Genomic DNA, 1,164 nt, shown 5'->3' with positions numbered 1-1,164 from the left:
TATATAAGTTACGTTTAATATTTTAACAATTGTTCAGTTCCTAACCTTTGAAGCACCTTTTCAGGAAATTGAGAAAGATGTTCTAGAAAAGAAAGAACTGATGTTTTTATTTCTTTCTGGGATGCATGAAAACGATTAGAGATAACACTTTCTTTTAATGCTTTCCAAATACGTTCCAATAAATTCAAATTGGGAGAATACGGCGGTAAAAAGATGAATGTTAACCGTTGGTTATTCTTTTTTAGAAAAGGTTTTAATAGCTTTGCATGATGTATACGAGCATTATCCAATATCATCACAATATGTTTATTTGGATTTTCATGTAAAACATATTGTAAAAAGTGCCGAAAATAGATTGCATTACAAGACGAAGCCTCCATGCAATGCAATCTGCCGTTTTGCGTGTTAACAGCACCAAATAATGTAACGCTGGCATGCCGGCCATATGTAGGAATTTGTTTTTGTTTTCCCCGAAGAAACCAAGAAGTATGTAGTGCTTGATAATCTCGAATATGCGTTTCATCTTCATAGAAAAGAATCATATCATCGGATAAGTTTTTTTTATCCAATCGAGTTCCTGTAGGAACTTTTTCTGTTTAAGGGGATCCGCCTTCTTTAAACGATAAGTAGGCCTAGTATAAGTAAAACCCCAGCGGTGTAACATATCACATATCCCACTTCGAGACATTGAAAGATGATAACGTTCTTCTAGCATGGTTTGAATGACACGAGTATCCCAATGTGCCTCAGGTCCAATGCCTTCTTCGGCAGGTGTGCTAGAAGTTAACATATGACGGACCTCTTCTTCTTCTACCGAAGACAAGTATTGCGCACGACCTGGTGGATAACGTCTTTCTAATAATCCATCAATTCCATCGGAATTGAAAATATGTACGTAAGTGGAAACCGACTGTCTACATATTCCTAAAATTTGAGAAGCGGATGTAGCAGAATGTCCTTCCATAACTAGGCGAACAGCTATAAGGCGCTGTTTAAAAAAGGAGTCTTTGATTTTCCGTTCTTCTTGCAATAAATCTTGTGGAGTCACTCCATATTTTGTGGTTACATATAACTTTGCCATTGTCTATCCACTCCCTATCACCTTTGATAATAAGCAGTATAGACACTTTTATCGATGTTAAAACATTAAACGGAACTTATATA

Annotated in this window: 2 protein-coding genes; both read right to left on the bottom strand. The window is 36.2% G+C overall.

All coding sequences use genetic code 11. The features are described from left to right. Window positions 1-14: 14 nt before the first annotated feature. Window positions 15-569 carry an IS630 family transposase gene (locus ACODS7_RS32145; protein WP_243169469.1) on the bottom strand — a complete coding sequence of 185 codons (555 nt, stop codon included), beginning with the start codon at window positions 567-569 and terminating at the stop codon, window positions 15-17. Continuing rightward, on the bottom strand, window positions 539-1,081 hold the full coding sequence (locus tag ACODS7_RS32140; RefSeq protein WP_256426922.1) for a helix-turn-helix domain-containing protein: 543 nt from the start codon (window positions 1,079-1,081) through the stop codon (window positions 539-541). The genes ACODS7_RS32145 and ACODS7_RS32140 overlap by 31 nt, the downstream gene beginning before the upstream one ends. Window positions 1,082-1,164 lie beyond the last annotated feature (83 nt).

Source organism: Bacillus sp. FG16, assembly GCF_057809515.1.
This window is presented reverse-complemented; position numbering and strand designations above follow the sequence as displayed.